This is a genomic window from Mesorhizobium caraganae (genome assembly GCF_016836705.1).
Taxonomy (GTDB): Bacteria; Pseudomonadota; Alphaproteobacteria; order Rhizobiales; family Rhizobiaceae; genus Mesorhizobium; species Mesorhizobium caraganae.
Window position 1 is genome coordinate 1,042,721 of the sequence record NZ_JAFCGY010000001.1, and the last position, 24,399, is coordinate 1,067,119.

The window sequence follows — 24,399 nt, forward strand, 5'->3', positions numbered from 1 at the left end:
GCTGATCAATCGTCGATGTCGGTCTCGTCGTCGACGAACACCAGTTCCTCGTTCGACAGATTGGCTTCGATGCGGGCGAGCAGCTTGAACAGCGTCTTCTGTTCTTTCTTGTCGAGGCCCTTCAACGCCTGCTTTTCCGTCTTCTTCACCGATTTCTCGATGGCGTGGATGATTTCGCGGCCGGTGTCGGTGAGGAAGATATGCGCCTGGCGGGCATCCGCAGAAGAGGCGCGCTTTTCCAGAAAACCCTGCGCCTGCAAGCGGTTGATAGTCTTGGTGATGGTCGGTGGGCGCACGCCGAGGCGGCCGGCGAGGTTGCCCGGCGTCTGGCCGTCCTCGCGGTCGAGCGTCAGCATGATCTGGTCCTGGCCGGCATAGAAGCCGTGCGCCAGAAGCCGCGACGCCAGCGCGGTCCTTGCCAGCCTTGCCGCCGAATGCAGCCGGCTCATCGTTGCAGTCTTGTCCGCCTTGGCCATGGTGATCCCTCTTCGGCCGTACCGGTGCGTGCAGCATAGACGCAGCCGGCCGGTTGGCAATCGACGATCAAAAGATTCCGGCTTTCGAAACAGCTTTGCCGGCAAGCATTTGTGGTGCCACCGTGGTGATGCCAGATGTTTATTTCAGTTAGATGACAAACGAGTTTCCGCCAAGGCGATTGCAATGGTTTGAGACGGCGCGGCTTTGCACAGGTCAACGAAGAGGCGTTCAGGCGACGCGCTGGATGGTCGGCATCCCTACCACACTGCCTGTTCGGGGAGTGTTTCAGTCCACGCACCCGCTCCGTCACTCTCTGGGTCAAACGCCCAAGGCGGTTTGCCCCGTGCAAAAACCCGGCACACATCCTATATCAGGCCAACAATCCCTTCTTGCGGCCCGGAATTTCGCGGCCCAGTCATTCGAGGCAAGACATGAGCGATGCACAGACGACGCAGATCCCCGTGACCGTCCTTACCGGCTATCTCGGCGCCGGCAAGACGACCCTGCTCAACCGCATCCTGTCGGAAAACCATGGCAAGCGGTACGCCGTCATCGTCAATGAATTCGGCGAGATCGGCATCGACAACGAGTTGATCGTGGAATCCGACGAGGAAATCTACGAAATGAACAATGGCTGCGTTTGCTGCACGGTGCGCGGCGACCTGATCCGCGTCGTCGAAGGCCTGATGCGCCGTCCCGGCCGTTTCGACGCCATCGTCGTCGAGACCACCGGCCTCGCCGACCCGGTCCCGGTGGCGCAGACCTTCTTCATGGACGACGACGTGCGCTCCAAGACCAAGCTCGACGCTGTCGTGGCGCTGGTCGACGCCAAGCATCTGCCGCTCAGGCTCAAGGACTCCAGGGAAGCAGAGGACCAGATCGCCTTCGCTGACGTCGTCGTGCTCAACAAGACCGACCTGGTCACGCCGGAAGAGCTGGCCAAGGTCGAGGCGACCATCCGCGCCATCAACCCGGCGGCCAGGATCCATCGCACCACGCGGGCCGGCGTGGCGCTATCCGAAGTGCTTGACCGCGGCGCCTTCGACCTGTCGCGCGCGCTGGAGAACGACCCGCATTTCCTCGAAGCGCACGATCATGACCATGATCACCACGATCATGACGGCCACGATCATCATCATCACCATGATCACGCGCACCCCTCCGACATTCACGACGTGACGGTGCAGTCGGTGTCGCTGCGCGGCGGTGAGATGGACCCGAAGAAATTCTTCCCCTGGATCGAGAAGGTCACCCAGATGGAAGGCCCCAACATCCTGCGGCTGAAAGGCATCATCGCGCTCAAGGGCGACGACGAGCGCTATGTCATCCAGGGCGTGCACATGATCATCGAAGGCGACCACCAGCGCGCCTGGAAGGACGGCGAAAAGCATGAAAGCCGGCTGGTGTTCATCGGCCGCGAACTTGACGCCGAGCGGCTGAAGAAGAGCTTTGAGGCCTGCCAGGCGGCTTGATTTCGAAACTTTATGGCGCTAGCGCTGCGCCCTTCTTCCTTCTCCCCTTGTGGGAGAAGGTGGCCGAGCGAAGCTCGGTCGGATGAGGGTGTTCCAGCTTGGCACCGACGGCGAACCGTCCAACACCCCTCATCCGTCTCGGCGCTGCGCGCCGATCCACCTTCTCCCACAAGGGGAGAAGGTTGGCGCCACCTGGCCGCGCTGGCGGCTTCCCGGGGATGGCGACAAATTCATTGGAATGGATGTGATGCCCACAGTTGCCCCGCTTGATCTCGATGGCCATTGCCTTGCCGCCGTCTTCCTCGACAACGTGCCGCATTTTGCGCTGGCCGATGGCGCCGTTCATCGGCTCGACAATGGCCACAAGACGGCGCAGGCCAATGACGGGCTGCTCTCAACCTTCCACGATGCCGCCAATGACCGACTGATCACCGGCGGCGAGGATGGCAAGATTTTTGCCGTTTCCGCAGGCGGCAATGTCAGCGAACTGGCAAGCGCCGGCAAGAAGTGGATCACCAGCGTCGCCGCCGGACCGCAAGGCGCCATCGCCTATGCCACGGGCAAGACCGCCTTCGTCTGCTTTGCCGATGGCAAGACCCGGGAATTCACCCATCCGCGTTCGGTCGAGGGGCTGGCCTTCTCGCCCAAGGGCATGCGCTTCGGCGTCGCCCGCTACAATGGCGCGACGCTGCATTTCCCGGCCGCCGAGGGCAAGCCGGTGGAGCTCGAATGGGCCGGCGCCCACACCGGCATTACCTTTTCGCCCGATGGCGCCTTTCTGGTCACCACCATGCAGGAAAACGCGCTGCATGGCTGGAAGCTTGCCGACGGCAAGCACATGCGCATGACCGGTTACCCCGGCAAGGTCAAAAGCCTGTCATGGAGCGTGAAGGGCAAGTGGCTGGCGAGTTCCGGCGCGCCGGCGGCGATCGTCTGGCCGTTTTCGGGCAAGGACGGCCCGATGGGCAAGGCGCCGCTGGAGCTCGGCACCCGCGGCAATGTGATGGTCACCTGCGTCGCTTGCCACCCAAGCCAAGACGTGGCGGCGATCGGCTATGATGACGGCATGGTGATGGCAGTGCGCTTTGCCGACGCCAGGGAGGTGCTGTTACGCCGCCCGGGCAAAGGCGCCATCACCTCCATGATGTGGGACAAGGAAGAGCGACGCGTCGCCTTCGGCAGTGCCGCCGGCGACTGCGGCATCATTGATATCTCGGCCTGAACTCACCGCGCCCGCGCGGCCAGCCGGACGGGCTTTCTCCGCAGCGACAGCCCGTCGCGCATATTGAGCGACAAAAGGATGATGTTGACGGCGCCGGCCGTCAGTTCGATCGCCTGGACGATTGTGAACAGGGTGTCGAAACGCCCGGCATCGGCAAGGCTGCTGAGCAGGACAGCTGAGGGCACCAGCACCAGCAGCCCGTTGGCGGCGATGATGCGCATGCGTCGTTTCTTGCGCGCGACGACCGGGCTCCTCCACCCCTTGCCGAGCGAGAAGCCGGACGCGCCGGCGACGATCATCGTCGGGATGAGCACGGCCATGCCGGCCAGCACACAGTTTTTGATCGTTGTGACCGCGGCCGCGTCGCCGAACAGCTCAACTGCGGCCGTCGACAGCCAGAAGACCGAAACTGTGATGAGCGCGATGGCGCCCGCCGCTGCGTGAATCCAGGTTTTCATCGTTATCTCCATAGCAAGCTATATATCATTGCATAGCATGCTATTCAACTGTTATCCAGTCCCATGGCCTTTCAGAAAGAACGATCCGCCGGATTCTTGGCCAACCACATGGCACGGCTGTTCGCCAACGGGCTGCAGCAGCGCATCCGGCCGCTCGGTCTGGCGCCGGCTCAGTTCATGGCGCTGCTGGCTCTGTGGGATGAGGATGGCCTGACGCAACGCGAACTCGTCCAGCGGCTCAGCGTCGAGCAGGCGACGATGGCCAACACGCTGATCCGCATGGAACGTGACGGGTTGATCGAGCGAAGGTCTCACCCCGAGGACGGGCGCTCGCAGTCGATCCATCTCACCGCTAAGGCCATTGCCCTGCGCGAACCAGCGACACAGGCGGCGCGTTCACAGAACGAAGCAGCCTTGGTCGATCTAAGCGAAGATGAGCGGCTGGTGTTTCTCGACATGATGCGGCGCGCCATCGCGTCGATGCAGTCGGGCTGACCGCAGATCAAGAAGAGCTATTCGGCCCCGCACGAGACCTTGCCGGTCACTTCAACCGGCTTGCCATCCTGGTCCGTGTCCGCCGCGGCATCATAGATGGCGAGCGTATAGCCCCCGTCATAGACGCCTTCGTCAGTGGTCTTGGTCAGGATCGTCAGTTCGACCGAGTTGAAGCGTTGCGCGGCTTCGTGCTCGCGGTAGATGTTCAGCCGCAATTCCTTGTCGTCCAGCCAGTACTGCGTCAGGTTGGAATCTTCGAATACGGTCTTGCGCAGGCTGTCGCCGTCGGGGCGGCCGAGAATTTCGAGATCGCCACGAAAGTTGAAGGTCGGACCGCCCATGCCCCGGGTGACGCCGGCTTCGACCTCGAATTTTGCCGCCTTGTCATCGGCGGAACACCAGATGCCACCCGACGCGAAGGCCGCGCCAGCCGACAGAAGCAATGTCGTCGTGCAGATGATCGTCCGCATTTTCTCCCCCAGAACCAAATGCCTAAGCGTATTGGCACCGGGCTTGGCCTCAAGGTCAAGCGCCAGCCGAGTGCTGCTGAACCAATGCAGTGCAGCCCGGCGGCCAATTGCGGTTTGAGATGGCGATTGGCTAGAGTGGTGGCCGAGAGGGGATTTTCATGCATTCAACCGACCATTCAGGCCTATCGATCGGCGGCATCAGCCGTGACCGCATCTCCAGGCTGCGCGAGAGTGAGGCAGAAGCCTTCCGCAAGGCGCGGCCGAAATCGGCAGCCAAGGTGGGCAACGGCCTGCCTGGCTTCTTCGGCGGCGTGCCGATGCACTGGATGAACGACTGGCCGACGCCGTTCCCGATCCTGGTCGACAGCGCCAAAGGCGCCACCATTACCGACATTGACGGCAACAAGCTCGATGATTTCTGCCTGGGCGACACCGGGTCGATGTTCGGCCACTCGCCGCCGCCGGTGGCGCGCGCCATTCGCCGCCAGGCCGGGCGAGGCCTGACCTATATGCTGCCTTCGGAAGATGCACTGGCGATCGGGCCGCTGTTGCAACAGCGCTTCGGCCTGCCGTTCTGGCAGATCGCCACCACCGCCACTGACGCCAACCGCTTCGCGCTGCGTGTTGCCCGCGCAATCACCGATCGCGAAAAGATCCTGGTCTTCAACGGCTGCTATCACGGCTCGGTCGACGAGACGATGGTGCGGCTGGTCGATGGGAAGGCTGTCAACCGGCCGGGACTGGCGGGCGAGTTTCGCGACCTGACCAAGACGGCGAAGGTCATCGAGTTCAACGATGTCGTCGCGCTTGAAGCAGCGCTGAAAGACAAAGATGTCGCCTGCGTCATCGCCGAGCCGGTGCTGACCAATTCCTGCATGGTGCTGCCCGATCGCGGTTTTCATGACGCGCTGCGCAGACTGACGCGCGCGGTCGGCACGCTGCTTCTGATCGACGAAACCCACACCATCTCCACCGGCCCCGGCGGCTACACCAGGAAATTCGGGCTGCAGCCCGACCTGTTCGTGTTGGGCAAGCCGATTGCCGGTGGCGTGCCGGCGAGTGTGTGGGGGATGAGCGACGAGGTCGCCAACCGCTACGCCGACTACAACAGAACCAAGCAACCCGGTTATTCCGGTATGGGCACGACGCTGTCGGCCAATCCTTTGCAGTTCGCAGCCATGCGCGCGACGCTGGAAGAAGTGATGACCAGTGAGAATTATGACCGGATGGACCGCCTGGCGCTGCGACTCGACGCCGGGCTGACCGGGGTCATTGACCGCTACAACCTGCGCTGGCATGTCGCCCGCGTCGGCGCACGCGTCGAGTTCATCTGCGCGCCCGGTCCGCTGCGCAATGGCGCCGAGGCCGAGGCGGCGCATGCGCCGGAACTGGAAGCGGCTGTTCACGTCGCGCTGGTCAACCAGGGCGTGCTGATTGCGCCCTTCCACAACATGATGCTGATCTCGCCGGCCACCACCGGCGCCCAGGTCAACCGGCTGATCACCGCCTTCGCCACGGTTGCGGCAAGGCTGACGGCATGAGACAAGCGACTGAACGGGCGGCTAACGAACGGCCTGCCAAGCAAACCTTGAGTACAGCAATCATGACTTCACCTTCGGGCTCGACGCCCGCCGAGGCGCAAGCCTTTCTCGACGCCCATCCTGAAATCGAGGCCTTTGACATCGTCTTGACCGACGCCAACGGCGTCGGCCGCGGCAAGATCGTGCGCCGGCATGAGCTGAAAAGCATTTTCGAGGGCGGCCGCCACATGCCGATCTCGATCCTCGGCCTCGACATCACCGGCGAGGATGTGCACGAGACCGGGCTGATCTGGACGACCGGCGACGGCGATCTCAGGGCCTGGCCGATCCCCGGCACGCTGGTGCCGCTCTACGGCACAAGCCCACCGCGCGGGCAGCTGCTGATGGCGATGTACCATCTCGACGGGCAGCCTATGTCGTCGGACCCGCGGCTGGCGCTGGCCAGGCAGGTCGACATATTGGCCGCCAAGGGCCTCTATCCCGCCGGCGCCTTCGAACTCGAATTCTTCCTGCTTGCCAATGAGCGCGATGCCGACGGCAAGGTGAAGCCGGCGGACGCAGTGCTCGACGGCCGCCGCTCGGCCAAGACCGAGGTTTATTCCGTCGACCACCTGCACGGCATGGAGCCGCTGTTTTCCGACATCTATGCAGCGGCCAAGGCGCAAGGCATTCCGGCCGAGACGGTGATTTCCGAATATGCGCCCGGTCAGTACGAATTGACGCTGAACTACCGCAAGGATGTGATGCGGGCGGCCGACGACCTCGTCATGCTGAAGCGGCTGGTGCGGGCGCAGGCGCGCCGCCACGGCGTCACCGCCTGCTTCATGGCCAAGCCGATCGAAAAATACGCCGGCTCCGGCATGCATTTCCATGTCTCGCTGCAGGACAAGGCAGGCCGAAACGTGTTTGCCGAGGCCGGTGGCGAGAGCTGGTCGCTGCCGCTGCTGCAGGGGCTCGGCGGCCTGATCCAGACCATGGCGGAATCGATGCTGGTGTTTGCGCCGCACGCCAATTCGTGGCGCCGCTTCGTCTCGCAATCCTATGCGCCGGTGGCGCCGACCTGGGGCGTCAACAACCGTTCGGTGGCGCTGCGCGTGCCGGCGGGCGATGCGAAGAACCGGCGCATCGAACACCGGCCGTCGGGCGTCGACGCCAATCCCTACCTGATCGCCGCAACCGTGCTGGCCGGCATCGTCAAGGGACTGGACGAAGGCCTCGACCCCGGCCCGGAGACGACCGGCAACGGCTATGAAGCCGCCGTCACGCGCACGACCATGCCGGTCGACTGGCGCGCCGCGATCGAGGCCGCGCGGGCGTCGAGCTTTCTGAAAGAGGCGCTGGGCGAGGATCTGCACCGCACTTTCGTGGCGATCAAACAATCCGAATATCTGCGCGTCGCCCGCACCGTCAGCGAGCTGGACTACCACCTCTACCTCCACGAGGTTTGATGGCTTGATGGTCCGGCGGCGATCACTTTTTCGCCGCCTGCATCAAATGAGGTGGCGCCTCGGTCGTTCAGAACATATCATGAACAGATGAGCGCACTCACCGTCCGTGAAAAGCTGGCCATCCTCTCCGACGCCGCCAAATACGATGCCTCTTGCGCCTCGTCAGGCTCGGCGAAGAAGGATTCGCTGAAATCCGGCGGCATCGGCTCCACCGAAGGCATGGGAATCTGCCACTCCTACGCACCGGACGGCCGCTGCATTTCGCTGCTGAAAATCCTGCTGACCAATTTCTGCATCTACGATTGCAGCTACTGCATCAACCGCTCGTCCTCGAATGTGCGGCGCGCCCGCTTCGGCATTGACGAGGTGGTGAAGCTGACCATGGACTTTTATCGGCGCAACTACATAGAGGGCCTGTTCCTGTCCTCCGGCGTCATCCGCTCGCCCGACGAGACCATGGCCGAGATGGTCGAGGTGGCGCGGCGGCTGCGGCTGGAGGAAAAATTCTCCGGCTATATCCATCTGAAGACCATTCCGGAAAGCTCGGCCGAACTGGTCGAGCAGGCGGGGCTCTATGCCGACCGGCTGTCGATCAATGTCGAACTGCCGACCGATGAGGGCGTGAAAAAACTGGCGCCGGAAAAGAAGCCGGAGACGATCCGCCTTTCCATGGCCAGGCTGCGTCGCAAGATGGAGGAAAAGGCCGAGCCGACGCTGCGAACCAAGAAGCGCGAACGCTTTGCGCCGGGCGGACAGTCGACGCAGATGATCGTCGGCGCCGACAAGACATCCGACGATGGCATATTGCACACCAGCGCGCGGCTCTATGGCAGCTATCATTTGCGGCGGGTCTATTATTCGGCCTTCAGCCCGATTCCGGATTCGTCATCATCGCTGCCGCTGAAAAAGCCGCCACTGATGCGCGAACACCGGCTCTATCAGGCCGACTGGCTGATGCGCTTCTATGGCTTCTCGCAGCCGGAAATCCTCGCCGGCAGCGGCGACGGCATGCTCGACCTCGCCATCGACCCGAAGCTCGCCTGGGCGCTGCGCAACCGGGGATGGTTTCCGGTCGACATCAACCGCGCCGACCGCGAGGCACTGCTCCGCGTGCCCGGCCTCGGCACCAAGGTGATCGCCAAGATTCTGGAGACACGCCGCCACCGGCGGTTGCGGCTGGAAGATGTCGGACGCATCTGCCACTCGATCGCCAAGCTGCGGCCCTTCATCATCGCCGAGGGCTGGTCGCCTGGCGGACTTACGGACAAATCCGGCCTGCGCGACGAGATCGTGCAATCTTGCGAACAACTATCGCTGTTTTGACCATGCAGCCGGCTCAGTTTGCCTTTGCCAGATATGATGTGCGGCTCGACAGCGAGACCGATTTCGTCGGCTGGCGCGGCGCCGCACGGCGGTTGGCGTTGAACGAGGTCAGGCCCGAGGACATCAACTGGCATGTCGCGCCGGGCTCCGACACAGCCGATTTGCCTGCCGCGCCTGCAGGCGCGCAGCTGACCGTGCCGCGCGATTTTATTACGCATGCCGAAACCGCCTCCTGCCACTCTGACCCCGACCGGTTTGCCTTTCTCTACCGGATGCTTTGGCGTCAGCGCATCGAGCCGAAGCTGCTGGCGATCGCATCCGATCCTGACACCAGGCGGCTCGAAGCAATGGAAAAGGCGGTGCGGCGCGACAGCCACAAGATGCATGCCTTCGTGCGCTTCCGGAAGATCGGCGAGGGTAGTGAGGAGCGTTATGTCGCCTGGTTCGAGCCGGAGCATTTCATCGTCGAGCGCAATGCGGATTTCTTCGTCCGGCGCTTCACCGGCATGCGCTGGACCATCCTGACGCCCTATGCCTCGGCCGACTGGGACGGCGAAAGGCTGGCGATCGGCCCAGGTGCGGCCAAGGGCGATGCACCGGCTGAAGACGACACCGAGGCGCTGTGGCTGACCTATTTCGAGAACATCTTCAACCCGGCGCGGCTGAAGGTGAAGGCCATGCAAAAGGAGATGCCGAAGAAATATTGGCGGAACCTTCCGGAGGCCTCGCTCATTCCAGATCTGATCGCAGGAGCGGATGAGGCCGCAAAGGACATGATTGCCAGAATGCCGACGACGCCAGCGCCGCACCACGCCAGGGTGCAGGCCAGGCATTGGCCGAAGCGCGAGCCGGCCGAAGTGCCCGATGACGACGCCAGCACCATTTCCGAACTGCGTGAGGCCGCGAAGGGCTGCCGTCGTTGCCCACTGTGGCGCGACGCGACGCAGACCGTGTTCGGCGAAGGACCTGACAACGCCAAGGTGGTCTTCGTCGGCGAACAGCCAGGCGACCAGGAGGATCTCGCCGGTAAACCGTTTGTCGGCCCGGCAGGCAAAGTCTTCGATGCAATCCTCGATGACGCCGGCGTCGACCGGCAAAAGGTCTACGTCACCAATGCCGTGAAACATTTCAAATTCGAGCCGCGCGGCAAGCGCCGCATCCATTCCAAACCGAATGCCGGCGAGGTTCAGGCCTGCCGCTGGTGGATTGGCAGGGAGTTGGACCTGATCAAGCCGGACCTTGCCGTGGCGCTTGGCGCCACGGCGGCGCTGTCGCTGCTGGGCAAGGCTGTTCCCGTGACGAAGATGCGCGGCCGGGTGATCGAGCGGGAGGATGGGTTGCGGGTGTTCATCACCATCCATCCGTCTTTCATTTTGCGCATCCACGAGCCAGCGGACAAGGAGGCCGAAAGGGAGCGGTTCCTGGCGGATATGAAGCAGGTAAAGCGACTGATGGCGGCTTAATCAGGCGACGGTCGGCGCCGCCCCTCATTGCCCTGCCGGGCATTTCTCCCCGTATAGTGACGGGGAGAAAGACGCTGTCACCGCGGCTTTCGCAAATCGTCAACGTCGTAAGAAGAGCGCGAAGGCGTGGCCAGTTTCCTTCTCCCCGTCACTATACGGGGAGAAGGTGCCGGCAGGCGGATGAGGGGCAGCGCCGACTCTTGTGCAGACAGGTAACGCGACGTGCTCTACCGGATCAGAATGGCCCGGAGATCGTTGACATTGGTACCGGTCGGCCCTGGCACGAACAGATCGTCAACCGCACTAAATGCCGTCCAGGCATTGTTGCCGGCCAGCATCGCCTTGGCGTCGACGGCGGCTGAACGCATGCGCGCCACCGTCGAACCATCGGCGAAGGCGCCCGCATTGTCTTCCGAGCCGTCAATGCCGTCGGTGTCGGCAGCCAGCGCATGGATGTTGTCCGCACCGCTGATGCCAATGGCGAAGGCCAGCAGGAATTCGGAATTGCGGCCTCCCTTGCCCTTGGCCCGCAAGGTCACTGTGGTTTCGCCGCCGGACAGGATCAGCACCGGCTTCGAAAACGGCCGGTTGCGCGTCGCCACTTCGCGCGCGATGGCCGCATGAACGCCGCCGACCTCGCGCGCCTCGCCCTCGATGGAGTCGGAGAGGATGACGGCTTCGATGCCTTGGCGCCTGGCTTCGGCTGCCGCCGCTTCCAGCGACACGCCGGCCGAGGCGATGAGATGCACTTCATTGCCTGCAAAGCGCTCATCCCCAGGACTTGGTGCATCGGCCTCCGCCGAGTTGATGTGCTCCATCACGGCGTCCGGCAACTTCATGCCATAGGCCGCTATCGAGGCCAGCGCGTCCTCGCGGCTGCCGGTGTCCGGCACGGTCGGACCGGAGGCAACGAGCGCCGGATTGTCGCCCGGAATGTCCGAGACGACCAGCGACACGACCTTGGCCGGATACGCAGCCGCCGCCAGCCTGCCGCCTTTGATGGTCGAAACATGCTTGCGGATGGTGTTCATGGCCGCGATCGGCGCGCCGGAGGCGAGTAGCGCCTCGTTGACGGCGATCTCGTCGGCCAATGTCAGGCCGGCGGCCGGCGACGGCAGCAGCGCCGAGCCGCCGCCCGAAATCAGCGCCACGACCAGATCGTCTGAGGTCAGCCCCTGCACCTTCTCCAGCAGGCGCCGCGAGGCCTCAAGACCGGCGGCATCAGGCACCGGATGCGCCGCCTCGATGATCTCGATGCGCTCGCATTTGGCGCCGTAGCCGTAGCGGGTGGCGACCAGCCCTTCGATCGGACCGTCCCAGACCTTCTCGAACGCCGCCGCCATCTGGGCGGAGCCTTTGCCGGCGCCAATCACGATGGTGCGGCCTCTAGGTTTCGTCGGCAGATGATCCCGGATCGTGCGTTCGGGATCGGCGGCAGCAACGGCGGCGTCGAAGATGGAGATGAGGAAGGATTTGGGTTCGAGCACGGTCATTCCGCAGCCAGCGCCAGTCCACGCTTGTCGACGCCGAGATGATCGCACAGCGCATCGACGACGACGCCATGGTCCTGGCGCTCCGGCAGGCCGGAGACCGTAATCGCGCCAATAACGCCGGCGCCTTTGACCGTCACCGGAAAACCGCCTCCGGCCAGCACATAGTCGACAATGTCCAGCCCTTCGCCGATCTTGAAAGTGCGGTCCGGCCGCTGCTGCTCCAGCACCAGGCGGTAGGTGCTTTTGAGGTAGCGCTTGACGACATTGATCTTGCGCCGCGCCCAGTCGGGGTTGGAGGCATTCGAGCCCGGCATCGCGGCATAGAACAGCGGCCGGTCCCACAGCCTGATGTCGACGATGATCGGCAAATGGTCAGCCAGCGCCCGCTTGCGGATCGCAACGCCGATCTTGAAGGCCACTGCCTCGTCGAAGGCCGGAAAGACCAGCGTCTCTTCCTGTTTCTGGATCAGAGCGATGTCGTCCGCAGCGGCCATTTTCTTTCTCCGAAATCGTCACACGTCGTGTGTACGACAAGCTCCGCCCGGTCAAGGTCTCGTCGCGGCCGCCCCCTCATCCGGCCGCTTCGCGGCCACCTTCTCCCCGTTGGGGAGAAGAGACGAGCGTCGAAGCCGGCGCCCTCCTCTCCCCTCGGGGAGAGGTCGGATTGCCCCGAATTGCCCTTGCAATTCGGTCTCGGCAATCCGGGTGAGGGGGACTTAGCCCGCGGCCATGTCGCTCTTCGCCGGCCGCCCCGCGACATAGACCTCGCGCACCGCGCGATCGTCACCCAGCGTCTGCAGCAGGAACAGTTCTTCGGCCAGCGTCTCCACCGTCTCCATCCGCAGCCGCATCGCCGGCGTGGCGCGGGCGTCGAGCACGGTGATGTCGGCATCGGTGCCTGCATCCAGCGTGCCGACCCTTTCCGCCACCGACAGTGCCTCGGCATTGCCACGCGTGATCTGCCAGAAGGACTGGAACGGGTTCAGCTTCTCGCCGTTCAGCGCGATCACCTTGTAGCCTTCGTCCATGGTGCGCAGCATCGAATAGTTGGTGCCGCCGCCGACATCGGTGGCGGCGGCGATGCGCAGCGGTTTGTCGCGGTGGCGGAAGCGCTGATAGTCGAACAGGCCGGAGCCGAGGAACAGGTTCGAGGTCGGGCAGAACACCGCCACCGAGCCTGAGTCCGACAGCGCATCCGCCTCGCGTTCCGAGAGATGGATGCAGTGGCCGAAGAGGCTCTTTTTGCCCAGCAGCCCGTATTGCTCGTAGACATCGGTGTAGTCGCGCGCCTGCGGATAGAGCTTTTGCGTAAAAGCGATCTCGGCGTGGTTTTCCGACAGATGCGTCTGCATGTGCAAATCGGGATGTTCGCGGCAGAGCGTGCCGGCCATTTCCAGCTGCTCGGGCGACGAGGTGATGGCGAAACGCGGCGTGATCGCATAAAGCTGGCGCCCCTTGCCATGCCATTCCGCGATCAGCGCCTTGGTATCGTCATAGCCGGATTGCGGCGTGTCGAGCACGCCTGCGGGCGCATTGCGGTCCATCATCACCTTGCCGGCAATGTTGAGCATGCCGCGCGCATGCGACTCCGCGAAGAAGGCCTCCGCCGAGGCCTTGTGCACCGAACAGTAGGCGGCGACCGTCGTCGTGCCATGGCGCACCATCTCGTCGAGGAACAGCCGCGCAATGCGGCGGCCGTGCTGGGCATTGGCGAACTTGGTCTCTTCCGGGAAGGTATAGGTGTTCAGCCAGTCGAGCAGCTCGGCGCCGTAGGAAGCGATCACCTGCATCTGCGGAAAATGCACATGCGCGTCTATGAAGCCCGGCAGCAGCAGATGCGGCCGGTGGTCGATTTTCTTTACGCCTTCGCCCGCTTGTTTCTCGATCTGTGCGTAGGCGCCTGCGGCGACGATCCGTCCGTCGCGGATCAGCAGGCCGCCATCCTCCTCGTAGCGCCAGGCAGCATGATCGTCGATGGCTTCGGGCCAGCGCAAGAAGCTCAGCGTGCGGCCGCGCAGAAGTGTGGAGGTCATGCTTATTTTCCTGCGCCTTCGAACCAGGCGACCAGCAGCGCCCGCTCCTTGTCGCTGATCTGGGTGATGTTGGCCGGCGGCATGGCGTGGCTGCGCCCGGCTTGCAGATAGATATCGCGGGCATGCTCGGCAATGCCGGCGTCGGTGTCGAGCATCACGCCTTTGGGCGCGTGGTAGATGCCCTCATAGACCGGCTCGGCGGCATGGCACATCGAGCAGCGGCCAAGCACGGTGTCGCGCACCGCCGGGAAATGCGACGAGGCGATATAGACCTCCGCCGCGGCGGATGCCTTGGGCTCGCCGGTTAGCACCTTCGGCGCCGTCGACAGCCAGATGATGATCATGAACAGCACGGCGGCCGCCATCCAGGTCCAGTGCGGATTGCCGGCACGCTTGTGCACGGTGTTGAAATAGTGCCGGATCAGCACGCCGATGATGAACACCAGCGAGGCGATGACCCAGTTGAACTCAGTCGCGAACGCCAGCGGATAGTGGTTCGACAGCATCAGGAACAGCACGGGCAGGGTCAGGTAGTTGTTGTGCAGCGAGCGCTGCTTGGCGATCTTGCCGTATTTCGGATCGGGCTTGCGGCCGGCGATGAGGTCGGCGACGACGATCTTCTGGTTTGGAATGATCACCATAAAGACGTTGGCCGACATGATCGTGGCGGTGATGGCGCCCAGGTGCAGGAAGGCGGCGCGGCCGGTGAACAGATGCGTCAGCCCCCAGGCGATGAGCACCAGAACGCCGTAGAGCACCAGCATCAGCCCGGTGTCGCTTTTTCCCAACGGCGAGCGGCACAGAAGATCATAGACCACCCAGCCAACACCGATGGTTGCCATCGACAGCAATATGCCCACCGGCACCGACATTGGCAGGACGTTGGGATCGATCAGGAACAGGTCAGCGCCGGCATAGTAGACCACGCACAGCATGGCGAAGCCGGACAGCCAGGTGGCGTAGGATTCCCATTTGAACCAGGTCAGATGCTCGGGCATTTCGGAAGGCGCCACCAGATATTTCTGGATATGGTAGAAGCCGCCGCCATGCACCTGCCATTCCTCGCCGAAGGCGCCGACCGGCATGCCGGGACGCTGGCGCAGGCCAAGATCGAGCGCGACGAAATAGAAGGACGAGCCGATCCACGCGATGCCGGTGACGACGTGCAGCCAGCGCACGGCAAAACTCAGCCAGTCCCAGAAAATCGCGAAATCCATCATATGAAATCGTCCCTGCCGATTGGCTGACTTTACGGTGTGGTACGCCAACGAAAAGAGGCGAGGTGTACGATGACTTTCAAAAAAAAATGGAAAATAGTAGGTTGATCCCACGAGCCGTTTGAGAGCCACGAAAATCTGATGGCCTATCTCGACAACATCGCCGTCTTCGTTCGCGTCGTCGAGCTCGGCAATCTATCGGCTGCGGGCCGCGACATGCGCATTTCGCCCGCGGTCGCGTCGAATCGCATCAAGGAACTGGAAAAGCATCTCGGCGTGCGGCTGTTCAACCGCACGACACGGCAGTTGATGCCGACAGAGCACGGCACGGTGTTTTACTCCGGCGCCAAGCAGGTACTGGAAGCGATCACCGAGGCGGAAGCCGCTGTCTCGGCGCTCTCCGGCCAGCCGCGCGGCACCATCCGGGTCACTGCGCCGCTCGGCCTCGGCCGCCGGCTGGTGGCCTCGGGCATTCCGGATTTCCACGACAAATACCCCGATATCGAGGTCCGGCTAAGGCTCTCGGACCATAATATCGACATCATGAAGGAAGGCATCGACGTCGCCTTCAAGCTCGGCATCATCGAGGATTCCAGCTTGAGAATGCGCGGCATCATGGAATGCGAGCGCGTGCTGGTGGCAGCGCCGAAATATCTGGAAGCGCGCGGCGAACCGGTGGAGCCGCAGGAACTGATCGGCAAGAAGCACGATTGCCTGATGCTGCGCTATTCCGGGGCGCGCGAATATGTCTGGACGCTGCAGACGCCGTCCGGCCCGCAGAAATTCGAGGTGCACGGCCCCTACGACACCGACGATGGCGATGTGCTGACCGGCTGGGCGCTGTCGGGTCGCGGCATCATCAACAAGCCGCGCTTCGAGGTCGAACCCTTCATTCGCGACCGGCGGCTGCAGGTGATCCTGGCCAGCACGCCGCCGACGCCGGTGCAGTTCGCTGCCGTCTATCCGCACAAGAAGCTGCAGGATCCCAAGGTGCGGCTGCTGCTCGACTTCATGGCCGAGCGCTGCCAGCGGCTGATCAAAGACCTTCTGGCCGGCAAATAGGGCTGGCCGGCGAGGGATAGGCCGTTGGCGAGTGAGATGGTTGCCTACGACGGCCAACGAGAACCAGCCAGTCATGATGCCCGACATTCGAGATTAGCCGAGGCCCCTCAACTTCGTCATCCCAGGGCGAAGCAGGAGCGAAGCTCCGTCGCGGAGACCCTGGGATCCATTCCGTGACTCTCGCCGCAATGTGCGGCGGCGCAGAATTCTGGACCATGGCAACGCTCCGAAATCGCGGCATGGATCCGCGGGTCTGCGCCGCGTCGCTTCGCTCCTTGCTTCGCCCGTGGATGACGAAGGGATGGGCGTTTCGGCTAACCGCTGAGGTGTTTTGATCCCATCAACGCATGCGGCCTCTCTCCGGCACGTGGGCGGAAAATGAATGCTGGCTGGCAAGTGACCGACAGTTGGCCCACCGCCGGCGGTTGCCATCCCGGGATGCGGCGAACATAGTTCCATATGCCTTCCCGCAAGGACCATCCATGACCGCCGGCACCATGATGCATCTTGCTGTTTCGCCGATGCTTTATCCTTCACCGCAAGACGCGTCGGATTTCCGCAGCCTTGCCAGCTTCGCGCAGAAGGCCGAAGCCGCCGGGCTGGACATGGTGTTGCTCGCTGACTCCGCGCCTGCTGCCGATGCGGATACGCGCAACCAGCAGATTCCTTTCGAAGCGACGACGGTGCTGGCGGCGCTGGCGACCGTGACGAGCAGGATCGGCCTCGTTGCTGCCGCTTCCACCGTCGCCCACCAGCCCTACAATCTGGCGCGCCGCTTTGCTTCGCTCGACATCATCAGCCATGGCCGCGCCGGCTGGAACGCAACCGTGGTGCAAAATTCGCGCGAAGCGGGCAATCTCAGCCGTCCCGAGGGGTTTTCCGCCGCCGATTTTCGTCGCCGCACCGAAGAATATATCGGCATCGTCCAGGGCCTGTGGCGGGGCTGGGATGCGGATGCGCTGCTGTTCGACAAGGTCGGCGGCCACTTCCACGATCCCGGCAAGATGCATCTGCTCGACCACAAGGGCGAGTTCTTCTCGGTGCGCGGACCGCTGAACGTCGCGCGCTCGCCGCAGGATACGCCAGTGCTGGTGCTGTCGGATGTCTCCGAGGCCGACCGGGACATGGCGGCTCGCACCGCCGATGTCATCCTGCTCGACGGACCCGTAGGGGAAGCCAAAGCACGCCATGACGATCTCAAACGTCGCGTCGCTGTCTGCGGACGCGATCCGGACGCGGTCAAACTGCTGCTGAGCGTTGGCGCAGATGTTACCGCCGACACTCTCGACGCGTCGTTCCGCTCGAAGAGCTGTGACGGGTTCAACATCGCGATGCCGCCCTCCGCGCTCGAGGGCTTCTTCGACCGCGTGCTGCCGGAGTTGCGGCGTCGTGGCCTCGTTCCCCAGGATTATCGCGGCACGACATTGCGCGCACACCTCGGACTTGCCGGAGGTGATCAATGACCCGCCAGATGAAGCTTGGCGCCTTCCTGTGGGCGACGGGCCATCACATCGCCGCCTGGCGCCATCCCAAGGCACATGTCACGGCCGGCATCGACATCGACCACTCCATCCAGCTGGCGCGCACGGCGGAAGCGGCAAAATTCGACATGATCTTCTGTGAGGACGCCGCCGGCCTGCGCGAAGCCAATGTCGGCATCGCCAGCCAGACCTCGCGCTCGATCGGCTTCGAACCGATCAGCCTGCTGTCGGCGCTCGCCGTCCAGACCAGCCGCATCGGCCTCGTCTCGACGGCCTCGACCAGCTACAACGAGCCCTACGGCCTGGCGCGGACCTTTTTGTCGCTCGATCGCTTAAGCGGCGGCCGAGCCGGCTGGAATCTGGTGACATCAGCGAGCCCCATCGAAGCCGCCAATTTCGGCGCGACGGGCCTCAAACCCCACGCCGACCGCTATGAGCGGGCGCGTGAGTTTGCCGAGGTGGTGACCGGACTTTGGCAAGGCGGCAGCTTTCTCGGCCATGACGGCCAGAGTTTCTCGGTACGCGACCCGCTCGACCTGCCGCGCTCGCCGCAGGGCGCACCGGTGATGGTACAGGCCGGCGCCTCGGATGTCGGCCGCGACCTGGCTGCCCGCACCGCCGATGTGGTGTTCACGGCCGCGCAGACTCTCGAGGAAGCGAAAGCCTTCTACGACGATCTCAAGGGCCGAATGGCGGCCTATGGCCGCGAGCCGAACGATATCAAGATCATGCCTGGCGTGTCGCCCGTGGTGGCGGAAACCGAGGCTGAGGCGCGGGAGAAACATGAGGAATTGCAGGCGCTGATTCCCGACGATGTCGGCGTCGCACTGCTGTCCAGCTATCTCAGCATTTCGGACCTGCATCGCTACCCGATCGACGGGCCGATGCCGGAACTGCCGGAGACTGAGGGCATGAAAAGCCGGCAGGCGCTGGTTGTCGAGCAATCGCGCCGCGACGGCCTTTCCATCCGCCAGCTTGCCCGTCATTTCGCCGGCGCGCGCGGCCATTGGCGTATTGTCGGTACCCCGGCGCAGATCGCCGACGAGTTGCAGGCGCGGTTTGAAGGCGGCGGGGCCGACGGCTTCAATGTCATGCCGTCATATTTTCCCGGCGAACTCGATGCGTTCGCCACGCTGGTGGTGCCTGAACTGCAGCGGCGTGGCCTGTTCCGCCGGGAGTACGAGGGTAGCACTCTACGCGAGCATCTGGGGTTGAAGCGGCCGACGTAGCTGTGGCGAAAAGTTAGCCGGCTATTTCTTTGTCTCGTTGGACCGGATGGTCGATATTTGACGTCGCGTTGTGAACGACCAGCGCCGTCATGATCTCGGCCGCCGCCAGCGCTGCGATCACCGGCGGGCGCTTGTCCTTGACCCCGTCGCCGCCGATCGGCGAGACGAGGCGGGCGAACTCAGCCTCCGTGCCCTCCGCCGATTTCAGGAACCAGTTCCTGAACGTCGCCTTCTTGGTCTTGGAGCCGATCATGCCGACATAGGCCGCATCGTCGCGCTTGAGCGCCTCGGCAACGATGAGGAAATCGAGCGCGTGGTCGTGGGTGAGGATGGCGAAGGCGGCGCCGGCAGGCGCTTTGCGTATCTCGGCCTCGGGCATCGGCGTCAGTCGCGTCTCGACGTTTTCAGGCATGCCTTCCAACGCTTCGGCCCGCGTCTCGATGACGACGCCGTGCACAGGAAGAAGTGCGATGGTCGAGGCCAGTGCCTGGCCGACATGGCCACCGCCGAAGATATAGACATGTGGCAGGTGGGCTTCCTCGGCCGCCGCCGCTGCGATCAGTTCTTGCGCTAGCGTCGCATCGACCAGACGGATCAACACTTCGACGCGCCCGCCGCAGCACTGGCCGATCTCCGGCCCGAGCGGCACGTCGAGCGTGGCGCAGACTTCATCGACCTCGATGCGGGTTTCCCTCCCCCTCGAGGGCAGGGTGGCGGCGAAGCCGCCGGGTGGGGTCGTTGCGGCAGTGCGCGACACCCTTGCGGTGCCTCCTGAGAGGACCCCCTCTGGCCGCTTTGCGGCCATCTCCCCCTCAAGGGGGGAGAAAAGCATCTGCCTGGCCTTGTCGATCGCCATATATTCGAGCTGGCCGCCGCCGATCGTGCCGAAAATCGCCGCCTGCGAGACGAGCATGAAGGCGCCCTTCTCGCGCGGCGTCGAGCCTTTGGTGCCGGCCACTTCGACCAGAGCAAGCCGGCCGGCGCTGCCGAGAAAGGCTTTCAAGCTTTGCACTTTCGAGTTCATCGTCTGCATTCCCACCGCAGCGCCGTGCGTCCTGGACGCACAAAGGACGCTGCGGCTCATTTAGTCTGCCGCATGATCCTTTCCGAAATCGATATCGATTTCGGGGTCATGCGGTGTGAAACATAGCGTTTTCGGGCCGGATTTGCACGTTCTGGCTCGATCAGGCCGATTTGGCGGCTCTCAGCCGCTCGATCGCCATCAGCACCCGTTCCGGTGTCGCCGGGGCGTCGAGACGCGGACAAATCTTGTGGTCGGCAACGCTGGCTACCGCATCCGACAGCGCATGCAGCACCGACATGCCGAGCGGGAAGGGCGGTTCGCCGACCGCCTTGGAGCGGTGCACCGTCGGCTCGTTGGCTTCCGGCCAGTCGGCCAGCGTGACGTTAAAGATCTTCGGCCGGTCGGACGCCAGCGGGATCTTGTAGGTCGACGGCGCGTGCGTGCGCAGCCGGCCCTTGTCGTCCCACCACAGTTCCTCCGTCGTCAGCCAGCCCATGCCCTGGATGAAGCCGCCCTCGATCTGGCCAAGGTCGATGGCACGGTTCAGCGAGCGGCCGGTCTCATGCAAGATGTCGGTGCGCTCGACGACATATTCGCCGGTCAGCGTGTCGACCGAGACTTCCGAGCACGAGGCGCCGTAGGCGAAATAATAGAATGGACGGCCCTCGCCCTTGTCGCGATTCCAATGGATTTTCGGCGTCTTGTAGAAGCCCGTCGCCGACAGCTGGATGCGGGCCATATAGGCCTGCTTGACGAGGTCGGCGAAAGCGATCTCCTGGTTGCCGATGCGCACGCGGTTGGGCAGGAACAGCACCTGGTCGCGCGGCACCTGGTATTTTTCAGCGGCGAAATCGGTCAGCCTGTCCTTGATCTGGCGGGCGCCGTTCTGCGCCGCCATGCCGTTGAGGTCGGTGCCGGACGACGCCGCAGTGGCCGATGTGTTGGGCACCTTGCCGGTGGTCGTCGCGGTTATTTTCACCTGGTCGAGGTCGATCTGGAACTCTTCCGCCACCACCTGCGCCACCTTGACATAGAGGCCTTGCCCCATCTCGGTGCCGCCATGGTTCAGATGCACCGAACCGTCGGTATAGACATGCACCAGCGCGCCGGCCTGGTTGTAATGCGTCGCGGTAAACGAGATGCCGAATTTCACCGGCGTCAGCGCCAGCCCGCGCTTGATGAAGCGGCTGTTGGCGTTGAAGGCCTGGATGATCCTGCGGCGGCTTGCATAGTCCGCGCTCGCCTCCAGTTCGGCGACGATGCGATGGATGATGTTGTCCTCGACCGTCTGGTGATAGGGCGTGACGTTGCGGCCCCCCTCTTTATCACCACTGGTGCCATAGAAATTCTGCTTGCGGATTTCGAGCGGGTCCTTGCCGACGGCAAAGGCGACCTCGTCGATGACGCGTTCGGCGCCGACCATGCCTTGCGGGCCGCCGAAGCCGCGAAACGCCGTGTTCGACACCGTGTTGGTGTAGAGCGGCGCCGACTGCGCATGCACCGCCGGCCAGAAATAGGTGTTGTCGCAGTGGAACAGCGCACGGTCGGTGACCGGGCCGGAGAGATCCGACGAAAAACCACAGCGCGCCGCGAACATGAAGTCGACGCCCAAAATGTTGCCGTCATCGTCGAAGCCGACCTCGTAATCGACGAGGAAGTCATGACGCTTGCCGGTGGCGATCATGTCGTCGTCGCGGTCGGGCCGGATCTTTACCGCGCGATGGTGTTTCTTGGCCGCAATCGCCGCGAGGGCGGCAAACTGGTTGCCTTGCGTTTCCTTGCCGCCGAAGCCGCCGCCCATGCGGCGGATTTCCACCGTGATGGCGTTGCTCGGCACGCCCAGCGTATGGCTGACCATATGCTGCACTTCGCTCGGATGCTGGGTCGAGGAATAGATGGTGACGTCCTGGTCCTCGCCCGGAATGGCGACGGCGATATGGCCTTCTAGGTAGAAATGCTCCTGGCCGCCAATGCGCATCTTGCCGTTCAGCCGGCGCGGTGCCGCCTTGATCGCGGCAGCGGCATCGCCGCGCTTCAAGGTCAGCGGCGGGGTAACCAGTTTGTCCTTGCGCGGGTCGAGGTCACCGACATCGGTGACGAAAGGCAATTGACTGTATTCGACCTTGGCCAGCCGCGTGGCGCGGCGCGCCTCCTCGCGCGTCCCGGCAATGACACAAAAGATCGGCTGGCCGTAAAATTGCACCTTGTCGTCGGCCAGCACCGGCTCGTCATGACGGCCGGTCGGCGAGATGTCGTTTTCGCCGGGCACGTCTTTTGCCGTCAGCACATCGACAACCCCCGGCGCGGCGCGCACCGCCGACAGATCCATTTTGGTGATGGTCGCATGCGTTGCCATGGACAGGCCGAGGCAGCCATGCAGCATGCCTGCCGGTTCCGGCATGTCGTCGATATAGACCGCGCTCCCGCTGACATGCTTGTGCGCGGAATCATGGCGCTGGTCGGTGGCGACGCCGCCGGCAATCTTCGGTGCCTTGAGGTTGGGAGAAGCGTGCTTGTTCATCAGGCCGCCTCGTTGCGTGACACTTGAGTCGGCTCGCGAGTGCCGCTGGTCTCGGCAAAGAAACGCAGCAAAAGGTTCTTCGCCGCCAGCGCCCGGTACTCGGCTGACGCCCGCATGTCGGTCAGCGGGGTGAAATCGCCGGCATATTCAGCCATCGCCGTTTCCACCGTTGCCTCCGTCCACGGTTTGCCGAGCAGCGCCTTTTCGACGCCAAAGGCCCGCTTGGGCGTTGCCGCCATGCCGCCATAGGCGATGCAGATGTCGGCCACCGTGCCGTCCTTGGCCAGGTCGAGGAAAAAGGCGCCGAGGGCTGCGGTGATGTCCTCGTCGCGGCGCTTGGTAATCTTGTAGACGGCAAACTTTGTGCCCTTGACCGGCACAGGAACATGCACGGCCTCGACGAATTCGCCCGGCTGCCGGTCCTGCTTGCCATAGGCGATGAAGAAATCCTCGAGCGCGATGGTGCGCCGTTTCTTGCCCCGGCGCAGCGTCAGCTGCGCGCCGAGCGCGATCAAGGGTGGCGGCGTGTCGCCGATCGGCGAACCGTTGGCGATGTTGCCGCCGATCGTGCCCATGTTGCGCACTTGCTCACCACCGATACGGTCGAACAACGGCCCGAGCGCCGGGATGCGCCTGGCCAATGTCGCGAAAGCGTCGGTGTAAGTGACGCCGGCGCCGATGGTGATGACGTCATTGTCCTCAGAGATCGCGCACAGCCCCTCGAGATTGCCGATAAAGATTACCGGCGAGATGTCGCGCATATGCTTGGTGACCCAGAGCCCGACATCGGTCGAGCCGGCGACAACCGTGGCGCCGGGCTCCTTGTCCAGCACGGCGGCAAAATCGTCGACGTTGGCCGGCACGATCAGCCGCTGCTTGCCGGCGCCGATCTCGACACGCGCGCCATCACGCATCGCTTCGAGCCTTGCCGTGATCGCCTTGCGCTCCGCCGCCAGCGGGTCCTTTGCTGCCTTGCCGTAGCTGGAAATGGCGCGGGCAGCGCGCATGATCGCCTCGTAGCCGGTGCAGCGGCAGAGATTGCCTTGCAGCGCCTTTTCGATCGCCGCATTCGACGGGTCCGGCGACCTCATCCACAGGCCGTAGAGCGACATGACGAAGCCCGGCGTGCAGAAGCCGCATTGCGAACCGTGGAAATCGACCATCGCCTGCTGCACCGGATGCAACTGGCCGGGCGCACCGCGCAAATGCTCAACCGTCACGACATGGGTGCCGTCGAGCGAACCGAGGAAGCGGATGCACGCATTGACGCTTTCGTAGACCAGCTTGCCGGCCGAGAGTTTGCCGACCAGTACTGTGCAGGCGCCGCAATCGCCCTCGGCGCAGCCTTCCTTGGTGCCGCGCAGCGAGCGTTCAAGCCGCAGCCAGTCGAGCAAGGTCGTCTCTGGCGCCATCGATGGCAGCGCAACTTCCCTGCCATTGAGGATGAAACGGATCTCGTTGCGTATGGTGACCTTGGCCATGCGTCAGCTCCCCCTGTAGGTCGAGTAGCCATAGGGAGAGATAAGCAATGGCACGTGATAATGCACTGTTGCAGCCATGCCGAAGCGGATCGGCACGCTGTCGAGGAAGGCCGGTTCAGGCAGTTTTGTTCCCTGGCCGCGCAGATAGTCGCCGGCCGCGAAGATCAGTTCGTACTCGCCGGTGCGAAACTCCGCGCCTGCCAGCAGCGGCGCATCGCAGCGTCCGTCGGCATTTGTGACAACGGTCTTCAGATGTGTCCGAGCCCCACCCTCGAGGTGATAAAGCGCAATCGACAGGCCCGCCGCCGGCTTGCCGGTCGCGGTATCGAGCACATGCGTCGTCAGACGTCCGCCATCGGCTTTCGACGTTTCTGCCACTGGCGCCTCCCATTTCCAGAACGAACTGGCCCGGTACAATCGAGCAAAGCAATGAATTGTGCGCCAATTAAAGGCGATGCATAAGTCCCGGTCGAGCGGAGCGGCACAAAA

General features: G+C 63.6%; 21 protein-coding genes. 10 read left to right on the forward strand and 11 right to left on the reverse strand.

Annotated elements, in window-relative coordinates:
* Nucleotides 1-5: 5 nt before the first annotated feature.
* The gene (locus JQK88_RS05175; protein ID WP_192255058.1) at nt 6-476 is read right to left on the reverse strand and encodes a MarR family winged helix-turn-helix transcriptional regulator; all 471 of its coding nucleotides are present in this window, start codon (nt 474-476) and stop codon (nt 6-8) included.
* A 432-nt stretch (nt 477-908) separates the two neighbouring features.
* Here JQK88_RS05175 and JQK88_RS05180 point away from each other — a divergent pair, with 432 nt between their 5' ends.
* Both JQK88_RS05180 and JQK88_RS05185 read left to right on the forward strand, forming a co-directional pair.
* A complete protein-coding gene (locus JQK88_RS05180) occupies nt 909-1,949 on the forward strand; it encodes a CobW family GTP-binding protein (RefSeq protein WP_192255056.1) in 1,041 nt (346 codons plus the stop codon).
* A gap of 247 nt (nt 1,950-2,196) precedes the next feature.
* Nucleotides 2,197-3,171, forward strand: a complete 975-nt coding sequence (locus JQK88_RS05185) for a WD40 repeat domain-containing protein (RefSeq protein ID WP_203277666.1) — start codon at nt 2,197-2,199, stop codon at nt 3,169-3,171.
* Between the two features lie 2 nt (nt 3,172-3,173).
* Here the strand turns inward: JQK88_RS05185 and JQK88_RS05190 are convergent, their stop codons facing one another.
* A complete protein-coding gene (locus JQK88_RS05190) occupies nt 3,174-3,629 on the reverse strand; it encodes a hypothetical protein (RefSeq protein ID WP_203277667.1) in 456 nt (151 codons plus the stop codon).
* Nucleotides 3,630-3,692: 63 nt separating this feature from the next.
* Here JQK88_RS05190 and JQK88_RS05195 point away from each other — a divergent pair, with 63 nt between their 5' ends.
* On the forward strand, nt 3,693-4,124 hold the full coding sequence (locus JQK88_RS05195; protein WP_192255050.1) for a MarR family winged helix-turn-helix transcriptional regulator: 432 nt from the start codon (nt 3,693-3,695) through the stop codon (nt 4,122-4,124).
* A 17-nt stretch (nt 4,125-4,141) separates the two neighbouring features.
* Here JQK88_RS05195 and JQK88_RS05200 read toward each other — a convergent pair whose 3' ends face one another.
* A complete protein-coding gene (locus tag JQK88_RS05200; RefSeq protein WP_192255048.1) occupies nt 4,142-4,594 on the reverse strand; it encodes a hypothetical protein in 453 nt (150 codons plus the stop codon).
* Between the two features lie 158 nt (nt 4,595-4,752).
* Here JQK88_RS05200 and JQK88_RS05205 point away from each other — a divergent pair, with 158 nt between their 5' ends.
* The 4 genes from JQK88_RS05205 to JQK88_RS05220 all read left to right on the forward strand — a co-directional run bounded on the left by JQK88_RS05205 (nt 4,753) and on the right by JQK88_RS05220 (nt 10,369).
* Entirely contained in the window at nt 4,753-6,135 is a 1,383-nt protein-coding gene (locus JQK88_RS05205) for an aspartate aminotransferase family protein (protein WP_203277668.1), read from the forward strand.
* Between the two features lie 62 nt (nt 6,136-6,197).
* Nucleotides 6,198-7,583: a glutamine synthetase family protein gene (locus JQK88_RS05210; protein ID WP_203277669.1), complete on the forward strand. Its 1,386-nt coding sequence runs from the start codon at nt 6,198-6,200 to the stop codon at nt 7,581-7,583.
* An 87-nt stretch (nt 7,584-7,670) separates the two neighbouring features.
* Nucleotides 7,671-8,906: a putative DNA modification/repair radical SAM protein gene (locus JQK88_RS05215; protein ID WP_203277670.1), complete on the forward strand. Its 1,236-nt coding sequence runs from the start codon at nt 7,671-7,673 to the stop codon at nt 8,904-8,906.
* Between the two features lie 2 nt (nt 8,907-8,908).
* On the forward strand, nt 8,909-10,369 hold the full coding sequence (locus tag JQK88_RS05220; protein WP_203277953.1) for a UdgX family uracil-DNA binding protein: 1,461 nt from the start codon (nt 8,909-8,911) through the stop codon (nt 10,367-10,369).
* A 227-nt stretch (nt 10,370-10,596) separates the two neighbouring features.
* Here the strand turns inward: JQK88_RS05220 and JQK88_RS05225 are convergent, their stop codons facing one another.
* The 4 genes from JQK88_RS05225 to JQK88_RS05240 form a co-directional block, all read right to left on the reverse strand.
* Nucleotides 10,597-11,862 carry a glycerate kinase type-2 family protein gene (locus tag JQK88_RS05225; RefSeq protein WP_203277671.1) on the reverse strand — a complete coding sequence of 422 codons (1,266 nt, stop codon included), beginning with the start codon at nt 11,860-11,862 and terminating at the stop codon, nt 10,597-10,599.
* Nucleotides 11,859-12,356: a heme-degrading domain-containing protein gene (locus JQK88_RS05230; RefSeq protein ID WP_112567441.1), complete on the reverse strand. Its 498-nt coding sequence runs from the start codon at nt 12,354-12,356 to the stop codon at nt 11,859-11,861. The genes JQK88_RS05225 and JQK88_RS05230 overlap by 4 nt, the downstream gene beginning before the upstream one ends.
* A 222-nt stretch (nt 12,357-12,578) precedes the next feature.
* Nucleotides 12,579-13,895, reverse strand: coding sequence for a guanine deaminase (guaD, locus tag JQK88_RS05235; RefSeq protein WP_203277672.1), 1,317 nt, complete (start codon nt 13,893-13,895; stop codon nt 12,579-12,581).
* 2 nt (nt 13,896-13,897) lie between these two features.
* Nucleotides 13,898-15,115: a urate hydroxylase PuuD gene (locus JQK88_RS05240; protein WP_192255036.1), complete on the reverse strand. Its 1,218-nt coding sequence runs from the start codon at nt 15,113-15,115 to the stop codon at nt 13,898-13,900.
* 138 nt (nt 15,116-15,253) lie between these two features.
* Between JQK88_RS05240 and JQK88_RS05245 the strand changes: the two genes are divergently transcribed.
* The 3 genes from JQK88_RS05245 (at nt 15,254) to JQK88_RS05255 (ending at nt 18,884) form a co-directional block, all read left to right on the forward strand.
* A complete protein-coding gene (locus JQK88_RS05245) occupies nt 15,254-16,174 on the forward strand; it encodes a LysR family transcriptional regulator (protein ID WP_192255034.1) in 921 nt (306 codons plus the stop codon).
* A 482-nt stretch (nt 16,175-16,656) separates the two neighbouring features.
* Nucleotides 16,657-17,637 carry an LLM class flavin-dependent oxidoreductase gene (locus JQK88_RS05250; RefSeq protein WP_246749736.1) on the forward strand — a complete coding sequence of 327 codons (981 nt, stop codon included), beginning with the start codon at nt 16,657-16,659 and terminating at the stop codon, nt 17,635-17,637.
* Complete coding sequence (locus JQK88_RS05255; RefSeq protein WP_192255032.1) at nt 17,634-18,884, forward strand: LLM class flavin-dependent oxidoreductase; 1,251 nt, start codon at nt 17,634-17,636, stop codon at nt 18,882-18,884. The genes JQK88_RS05250 and JQK88_RS05255 overlap by 4 nt, the downstream gene beginning before the upstream one ends.
* A gap of 13 nt (nt 18,885-18,897) precedes the next feature.
* Here JQK88_RS05255 and xdhC read toward each other — a convergent pair whose 3' ends face one another.
* The 4 genes from xdhC to uraH form a co-directional block, all read right to left on the reverse strand.
* Complete coding sequence (gene xdhC / locus JQK88_RS05260) at nt 18,898-19,908, reverse strand: xanthine dehydrogenase accessory protein XdhC (protein WP_192255030.1); 1,011 nt, start codon at nt 19,906-19,908, stop codon at nt 18,898-18,900.
* A gap of 160 nt (nt 19,909-20,068) precedes the next feature.
* Nucleotides 20,069-22,429: a xanthine dehydrogenase molybdopterin binding subunit gene (gene xdhB, locus JQK88_RS05265; RefSeq protein ID WP_203277673.1), complete on the reverse strand. Its 2,361-nt coding sequence runs from the start codon at nt 22,427-22,429 to the stop codon at nt 20,069-20,071.
* The gene (xdhA, locus tag JQK88_RS05270) at nt 22,429-23,910 is read right to left on the reverse strand and encodes a xanthine dehydrogenase small subunit (RefSeq protein ID WP_203277674.1); all 1,482 of its coding nucleotides are present in this window, start codon (nt 23,908-23,910) and stop codon (nt 22,429-22,431) included. Before xdhA ends, xdhB begins: the two co-directional genes overlap by 1 nt.
* Before the next feature lie 3 nt (nt 23,911-23,913).
* Nucleotides 23,914-24,288, reverse strand: a complete 375-nt coding sequence (gene uraH / locus JQK88_RS05275; RefSeq protein ID WP_203277675.1) for a hydroxyisourate hydrolase — start codon at nt 24,286-24,288, stop codon at nt 23,914-23,916.
* Nucleotides 24,289-24,399 lie beyond the last annotated feature (111 nt).

Bases quoted from the DNA above. Each gene is read 5' to 3' on its own strand.
- guaD (WP_203277672.1), bottom strand. From the start codon at position 13,895: ATGACCTCCACACTTCTGCGCGGCCGCACGCTGAGCTTCTTGCGCTGG.
- JQK88_RS05220 (WP_203277953.1), top strand. From the start codon at position 8,909: ATGCAGCCGGCTCAGTTTGCCTTTGCCAGATATGATGTGCGGCTCGAC.
- JQK88_RS05255 (WP_192255032.1), top strand. From the start codon at position 17,634: ATGACCCGCCAGATGAAGCTTGGCGCCTTCCTGTGGGCGACGGGCCAT.
- JQK88_RS05175 (WP_192255058.1), bottom strand. From the start codon at position 476: ATGGCCAAGGCGGACAAGACTGCAACGATGAGCCGGCTGCATTCGGCG.
- xdhC (WP_192255030.1), bottom strand. From the start codon at position 19,908: ATGAACTCGAAAGTGCAAAGCTTGAAAGCCTTTCTCGGCAGCGCCGGC.
- JQK88_RS05230 (WP_112567441.1), bottom strand. From the start codon at position 12,356: ATGGCCGCTGCGGACGACATCGCTCTGATCCAGAAACAGGAAGAGACG.
- JQK88_RS05195 (WP_192255050.1), top strand. From the start codon at position 3,693: ATGGCCTTTCAGAAAGAACGATCCGCCGGATTCTTGGCCAACCACATG.
- JQK88_RS05215 (WP_203277670.1), top strand. From the start codon at position 7,671: ATGAGCGCACTCACCGTCCGTGAAAAGCTGGCCATCCTCTCCGACGCC.
- JQK88_RS05185 (WP_203277666.1), top strand. From the start codon at position 2,197: ATGCCCACAGTTGCCCCGCTTGATCTCGATGGCCATTGCCTTGCCGCC.
- JQK88_RS05200 (WP_192255048.1), bottom strand. From the start codon at position 4,594: ATGCGGACGATCATCTGCACGACGACATTGCTTCTGTCGGCTGGCGCG.
- JQK88_RS05245 (WP_192255034.1), top strand. From the start codon at position 15,254: ATGGCCTATCTCGACAACATCGCCGTCTTCGTTCGCGTCGTCGAGCTC.
- JQK88_RS05180 (WP_192255056.1), top strand. From the start codon at position 909: ATGAGCGATGCACAGACGACGCAGATCCCCGTGACCGTCCTTACCGGC.
- JQK88_RS05250 (WP_246749736.1), top strand. From the start codon at position 16,657: ATGACCGCCGGCACCATGATGCATCTTGCTGTTTCGCCGATGCTTTAT.
- xdhA (WP_203277674.1), bottom strand. From the start codon at position 23,910: ATGGCCAAGGTCACCATACGCAACGAGATCCGTTTCATCCTCAATGGC.
- xdhB (WP_203277673.1), bottom strand. From the start codon at position 22,429: ATGAACAAGCACGCTTCTCCCAACCTCAAGGCACCGAAGATTGCCGGC.
- JQK88_RS05240 (WP_192255036.1), bottom strand. From the start codon at position 15,115: ATGATGGATTTCGCGATTTTCTGGGACTGGCTGAGTTTTGCCGTGCGC.
- JQK88_RS05190 (WP_203277667.1), bottom strand. From the start codon at position 3,629: ATGAAAACCTGGATTCACGCAGCGGCGGGCGCCATCGCGCTCATCACA.
- JQK88_RS05225 (WP_203277671.1), bottom strand. From the start codon at position 11,862: ATGACCGTGCTCGAACCCAAATCCTTCCTCATCTCCATCTTCGACGCC.
- JQK88_RS05205 (WP_203277668.1), top strand. From the start codon at position 4,753: ATGCATTCAACCGACCATTCAGGCCTATCGATCGGCGGCATCAGCCGT.
- JQK88_RS05210 (WP_203277669.1), top strand. From the start codon at position 6,198: ATGACTTCACCTTCGGGCTCGACGCCCGCCGAGGCGCAAGCCTTTCTC.